The sequence below is a fragment of the Sulfurimonas sp. genome, from assembly GCF_026991475.1.
Classification (GTDB): domain Bacteria; phylum Campylobacterota; class Campylobacteria; order Campylobacterales; family Sulfurimonadaceae; genus Sulfurimonas.
Window position 1 is genome coordinate 1 of sequence record NZ_JALXBK010000071.1, and the last position, 5,698, is coordinate 5,698.

The window sequence follows — 5,698 nt, forward strand, 5'->3', positions numbered from 1 at the left end:
ATTTATATGTTGAGGGAAGTGACCAACACCGTGGTTGGTTCCAGTCTTCACTCTTCCTATCATCTGCCGTACAGCACAAAGCGCCATACAAAGGTGTGCTTACTCACGGTTTCACAGTCGATGAAAAAGGTGAAAAGATGTCTAAATCTAAAGGCAATGTAATTGCACCTGAAAAAGTTCTTAAAGAATATGGAAGTGAAATACTGCGTTTATGGGTAGCTTCATCTGATTATCAGGGAGATCTAAAAATCTCTCAAGGCATCTTAAAGCAGACAAGTGAAAACTACCGTAAACTAAGAAATACTTTTAGAATTATGTTGGCAAATATTAATGACCTAGATACACTGACTCCTAACGAAGAGATGGGTGATTTAGACAAATGGATTCTTAGTGTAACTGCAGATGTTTTAACAGAAGTACATAAACAATTCTCGGAATACAATTTTGTAAACGGTATGAGTACACTCAATAATTTCATAGTGAATGAACTCAGTGGTATGTACATTGATATGACAAAAGACAACTTGTACTGTAATGCAAAAGATTCTAAACGTCGTCGTGCAAGTCAAAGTGCAATGGCTATGATAACAAAAACACTGCTTACACTTATGGCACCTATCTTAACATATACAGCAGATGAAATAGTCGAAAATGCACCTGCTATAATCAAAGGTGATGCCCAAGATATTTTTGATATGACATACTCTCCATTAAATGCAGTCAAAACTCCTTTTGATGCTGCATATATGGTAAAAGCGCGTGAAGGTTTTGGAGCAGTTGTAGATGGACTTAAAAAAGAAAAACTCATCAAATCAACACTTGAACTTGTCATTTACACAGAATCAAAAACTGTACTGGATATGAACAGAGTTGATGCCGAAGATTGGTTTGTTGTTTCTGGAATCTTAGAGGACAAACCTGAAGAGAATATTCTTGGAAGCTTTACACTTGATGATGATACATTCTCTATAGCAAAAGCAACAGCACACAAATGTCCAAGATGTTGGAAATACCAAGCAAAAGAAGAAGATTCTCTCTGTACTCGTTGCCAAAGTGTTGTAAATGCCTAATTTCAGTGAACCTGTAACATTTTCATTTATTGCAGAGTCAATTGCTCTCATATTTGTTGTTGTGGGTATTGGCATATTTCTTGTAAAAAAATTCAAATAAATAAGTAAGAGGAAAAGAAGTGATAACACTCAAAGAAGCGCTCAGCCTTAGCAAAGAAGAACTAGAAAATTTTAAAAATGAGCTTCGTAAAAAGATTGAACTAAACAAAGAACTCAATGCATATATAGATGTAGAGAATGTTGGCGAAGGTGTGCCAATCGCCATCAAAGATAACATCCAGGTAAAAAGTTGGTCTGTAACTTCAGGAAGTAAGATTTTACAAGGTTACATTTCACCCTATAATGCAACAGTTATAGAGAAGCTCAAAGAGGCAGGTTTAAGCCCTTTTGGACGTACAAATATGGATGAGTTTGCGATGGGTTCTACTACTGAGTCTAGCTTTTATGGTAAAACACAAAATCCACATGCAAACGACAAAGTACCAGGTGGAAGTTCTGGAGGAAGTGCTGCGGCAGTTGGTGCGGGTCTTGCCATAGCTGCACTTGGTTCAGACACTGGTGGTTCTATTCGTCAGCCTGCAGCCTACTGTGGTATAGTCGGGATGAAACCAACTTATGGACGCGTAAGCCGTTATGGTCTTGGAGCATACGCTTCAAGTTTAGACCAAATAGGACCTATGACGCAAAATGTCGAAGATGCAGCGATTTTATATGATATCATCAGTGGTAGCGATGAAAAAGACTCTACAAACGCAATGAAAGATGACAAAGTAGTGCCAAATCTAAACGCAGCGAGAAAACTCACTATTGCCGTGCTTCCTAAGTACATCGAAAATGCAAGTGATGATGTAAAAGCAGCCTATGAAAAAGCAATAGAAGCACTAAAATCTCAAGGCCACAGTATAGTTGAAAAAGAGATGATGGATGCAAAATATGACATCTCTGCATACTATATTACAGCAACAGCAGAAGCAACAACAAATCTTGGTCGTTATGATGGCGTACGTTATGGAAACCGTGTTGAGGGAAAAAACCTTGAAGAGACCTACTACAACACAAGAAGTGAAGGCTTTGGTGATGAAGTTAAACGCAGAATTTTACTTGGAAACTTTGTACTCTCAAGTGGTTACTATGAAGCATACTATGTAAAAGCACAAAAAACACGTCACCTTATTAAAGATGAGTATGCAAAGATTTTCAATGATGTTGATTTGATTCTCTCTCCTGTTGCACCAACTGTTGCACCAAAGTTTGGTGCACTCGCAAACCCTATGGATATGTACTTGAGTGACCTTTATACCATTAGTGTCAATCTTGCAGGACTTCCAGCCCTTTCACTCCCTATCATGAAAAACAGTGAAGGTATGCCGCTGGGTCTACAGCTTATTGCAAAAGCGTATGATGAACAAACACTCTTTGATGGGGCGTTAAGTTTAGAAGATGCAGTTGCTTATAAAGCATAATGTAACCAAAATGAAATAATCATTGAGTATTATTTTACAAAAGGAGAAAAAATGGCATATTTTGACAAAGTAAAAGTAAAAGATAAACTCTATGGACTTGTTTTTGGAGCAGGAAAAGTTTCTCAAGTTTTTGATGATTCACACTACAAAATGATGGTTCAATTTAAAAATGGTCATGAAGTACCTTATACAGAAGATGGTATTCCAGGTTGGGGAAATTTTAAAAAGCAAACTATTTTTTTTAAAGATGATATTGATTTAACAGATGTGGATTTTGCTCCTGTCAATAAAATTCTCTCGCCAAAGAAAATCATTAAGCTCCGTGAAAAGAAAAAGCTTGAAGTTCGTCTTCCTTCAGGGATTTGGACAAACTGTACAAAATGTGTTAAAGGATATGTAGAAGATATGCTTGAGTCTGAGAACTATCACCTCTTTAGAAAAGCTTCAAAGAAAGATAAATAATGCTTTATACTATTATTCACACTATTCATATCTTCTCGGTCTTTATTTATGGAGGATTTCTTTTTACAGATAATCTTTTTATGATGAAAATGAAACAATCTTTATCAGAAGAAGAACATAAAAAAGCTCGCGAAGCGATTATGGTGCATGTAAGAAAAGTAGTTCCGAAGGCTTTAATTGTCGCGGTAATAACGGGGAGCTATCTTTTTACACAAGTTTTTGGAGAAATAGCTCCCGAGGGGCTTTCTTCTTTTCAAATTGCCCTCTCTATAAAAGCATTTTTAGGATTATGGCTTGGCTTTCGTGGTATAAACCAAGTTTTTTTTGGTATACAGCCATGGGTATTTAAAAGTCATCTTTTCCCATTTATTTTAGTAATTATTATAATCTTCTTATCTCAATTTATGTTTTTGGATTTTACTTCTATTTTAGCACAATAAAGGTATAATGCAAAAATTTTAAACACCAAACTTTTATAACTCTGCAAAAGGATAACCATGAGAATTCGTAAACGCGCCCTCACATTTGAAGATGTACTTTTAGTACCACAATATTCTGAAGTATTACCAAAAGAGGTATCACTTGAGACAAAACTTACTCGTAACATCAGCCTTAAAATCCCTATGGTATCAGCTGCCATGGACACAGTAACTGAATACCGTGCAGCTATTGCAATGGCTAGACTTGGTGGTATAGGAATTATCCATAAAAATATGGATATTGAGACACAATGCAAACAGGTGAAAAAAGTTAAAAAATCTGAGAGTGGCATCATAATTGACCCTATTTATGTCCATCCAGATGCTACACTTGCCGATGCGGAAGAGCTTATGAATGAGTTCAAAATTTCTGGTGTTCCTGTAGTTGATGGGCATAACAAATTACTAGGTATTCTTACAAATCGTGATATGAGATTTGAAAAAGATATGCGTAAACGCGCTGATGAAGTTATGACAAAAATGCCACTTATTACTGCAGCAAAAGGTATTAGCCTTGATGATGCAGCAGATATAATGCATAAAAACAAGATTGAAAAACTCCCTATTATTGATGATGAAGGCTTTTTAAAAGGTCTTATTACTATTAAAGATATTAAAAAACGCATTGAGTACCCTAACTCAAACAAAGATGCTTTTGGTCGTCTTGTTGTTGGTGCTGCTATTGGCGTTGGACAAATGGACAGAGCAAAAGCACTTGTTGATGCAGGTGCTGATGTACTTGTGCTTGACTCTGCGCATGGACACTCTAAAGGTATTTTAGATACTGTTAAAAAAATCAAAGAGACACTTGAAGTAGATGTTATTGCTGGAAATATTGCAACAGCAGAAGCTACTGAAGCACTTATTGAAGCAGGGGTTGATGCTGTTAAAGTTGGTATTGGACCGGGTTCAATCTGTACTACAAGAATAGTTGCTGGTGTTGGTGTACCACAAATCTCTGCAATCGATGAGTGTGCAGGAGCTGCACGCAAACATGGTGTACCTGTTATCGCCGATGGCGGGATTAAATACTCTGGAGATATTTCAAAAGCACTTGCTGTTGGTGCTAGTTGTGTTATGGCTGGTTCTTTGCTTGCGGGAACTGAAGAATCACCTGGTGATACTATTATGTTCCAAGGACGTCAATACAAATCATACCGTGGTATGGGTAGTATTGGGGCTATGCAAAAAGGAAGTACAGATAGATATTTTCAAGAAGGAACTGCTTCTGATAAACTTGTTCCAGAAGGAATTGAAGGTCGTGTACCTTTTAGAGGTTCTATTGCCGGTATTGTTCACCAAATGATGGGTGGTCTTCGTTCATCTATGGGTTACTGTGGTAGCGAAAGTATAGAAGCATTCTGGGATAAATCAGAATTCGTTGAAATTACATCTGCAGGGCTTAAAGAGTCTCATGTTCATGATGTAATCATCACACAAGAAGCACCTAACTACCATGTCTAACTCTGAAGTTCGATATGCGGGTTTTTGGATCCGTTTTATCGCTTCATTTTTAGATACCCTCTTTCTCGCTCTACCAGTTGGCATACTCATCTACTTTTTAAGTGATGGCAACTGGTTTGACTTTGCACAGTACCAACAAAACATACAAATGGCAATGAGTGGTAATCCACATGCACTTGACAGCCAACCACATACCTCATTTTCTTGGGAAATACTCTTTGAAATATCTGTTTTTGTTATTACCATACTTTTTTGGGAAAAATGGCGTGGAGCAACACCCGGAAAGAAATTTGTACATATTAAAATCGTAGATACAAAAACATATAATGATATAACAAACAAACAAGCCATTACCCGTTCGCTAGGTTATATTCCCTCTATGCTCTTCTTTATTGGTTTTCTAATGGTTGCGTTTAGAAAAGACAAAAGAGCTCTACACGACCTCTTAGCAGGTACTGCAGTTATATATGAAGTGAAAGATTAGAAAAAGAACGTCTTATTTAGGAAATATTTAATGGCACCGAAATGACACCGAATAATGTAAAAGTTGTTTGAATGTCGTTAATTTAGGAGTTTAGAATGAAGTGGCTCCGGATGCTGGATTCGAACCAGTGACCAAGTGATTAACAGTCGGGAGCCTGTAAAATAAACTGTGTAAACCACCTCCAGCCCATTTAATTATCTTGTATATTTTTCCATAATTTCGCTGAAAAATATACAAAGTTGAGGATAAATTTCACTCCAATTTCTAAGTCCGTTA

At 36.9% G+C, this 5,698-nt stretch carries 6 protein-coding genes; all 6 read left to right on the forward strand.

Features of this window, described 5'->3' with window-relative positions; translation table 11 throughout:
• The coding region (locus tag MV589_RS05680) for a class I tRNA ligase family protein (RefSeq protein ID WP_297432904.1) at positions 1-1,070 on the forward strand (1,070 nt) is incomplete at its 5' end.
• Between the two features lie 119 nt (positions 1,071-1,189).
• Positions 1,190-2,533: an Asp-tRNA(Asn)/Glu-tRNA(Gln) amidotransferase subunit GatA gene (gene gatA, locus MV589_RS05685; protein ID WP_297432905.1), complete on the forward strand. Its 1,344-nt coding sequence runs from the start codon at positions 1,190-1,192 to the stop codon at positions 2,531-2,533.
• 51 nt (positions 2,534-2,584) lie between these two features.
• Positions 2,585-2,995, forward strand: coding sequence for a hypothetical protein (locus MV589_RS05690; protein WP_297432906.1), 411 nt, complete (start codon positions 2,585-2,587; stop codon positions 2,993-2,995).
• Positions 2,995-3,435 (forward strand): hypothetical protein, encoded by a 441-nt coding sequence (locus MV589_RS05695; protein WP_297432908.1) that lies wholly within the window; start codon positions 2,995-2,997, stop codon positions 3,433-3,435. The genes MV589_RS05690 and MV589_RS05695 overlap by 1 nt, the downstream gene beginning before the upstream one ends.
• 57 nt (positions 3,436-3,492) lie before the next feature.
• The gene (gene guaB, locus MV589_RS05700; protein WP_297432910.1) at positions 3,493-4,938 is read left to right on the forward strand and encodes an IMP dehydrogenase; all 1,446 of its coding nucleotides are present in this window, start codon (positions 3,493-3,495) and stop codon (positions 4,936-4,938) included.
• Positions 4,931-5,422 carry an RDD family protein gene (locus MV589_RS05705; protein WP_297432912.1) on the forward strand — a complete coding sequence of 164 codons (492 nt, stop codon included), beginning with the start codon at positions 4,931-4,933 and terminating at the stop codon, positions 5,420-5,422. The genes guaB and MV589_RS05705 overlap by 8 nt, the downstream gene beginning before the upstream one ends.
• Positions 5,423-5,698: the final 276 nt, after the last annotated feature.

What these genes read in the sequence shown, in the direction of transcription:
- MV589_RS05690 (WP_297432906.1), top strand. Translation starts at nt 2,585, where the DNA reads ATGGCATATTTTGACAAAGTAAAAGTAAAAGATAAACTCTATGGACTT.
- MV589_RS05695 (WP_297432908.1), top strand. Translation starts at nt 2,995, where the DNA reads ATGCTTTATACTATTATTCACACTATTCATATCTTCTCGGTCTTTATT.
- guaB (WP_297432910.1), top strand. Translation starts at nt 3,493, where the DNA reads ATGAGAATTCGTAAACGCGCCCTCACATTTGAAGATGTACTTTTAGTA.
- MV589_RS05705 (WP_297432912.1), top strand. Translation starts at nt 4,931, where the DNA reads ATGTCTAACTCTGAAGTTCGATATGCGGGTTTTTGGATCCGTTTTATC.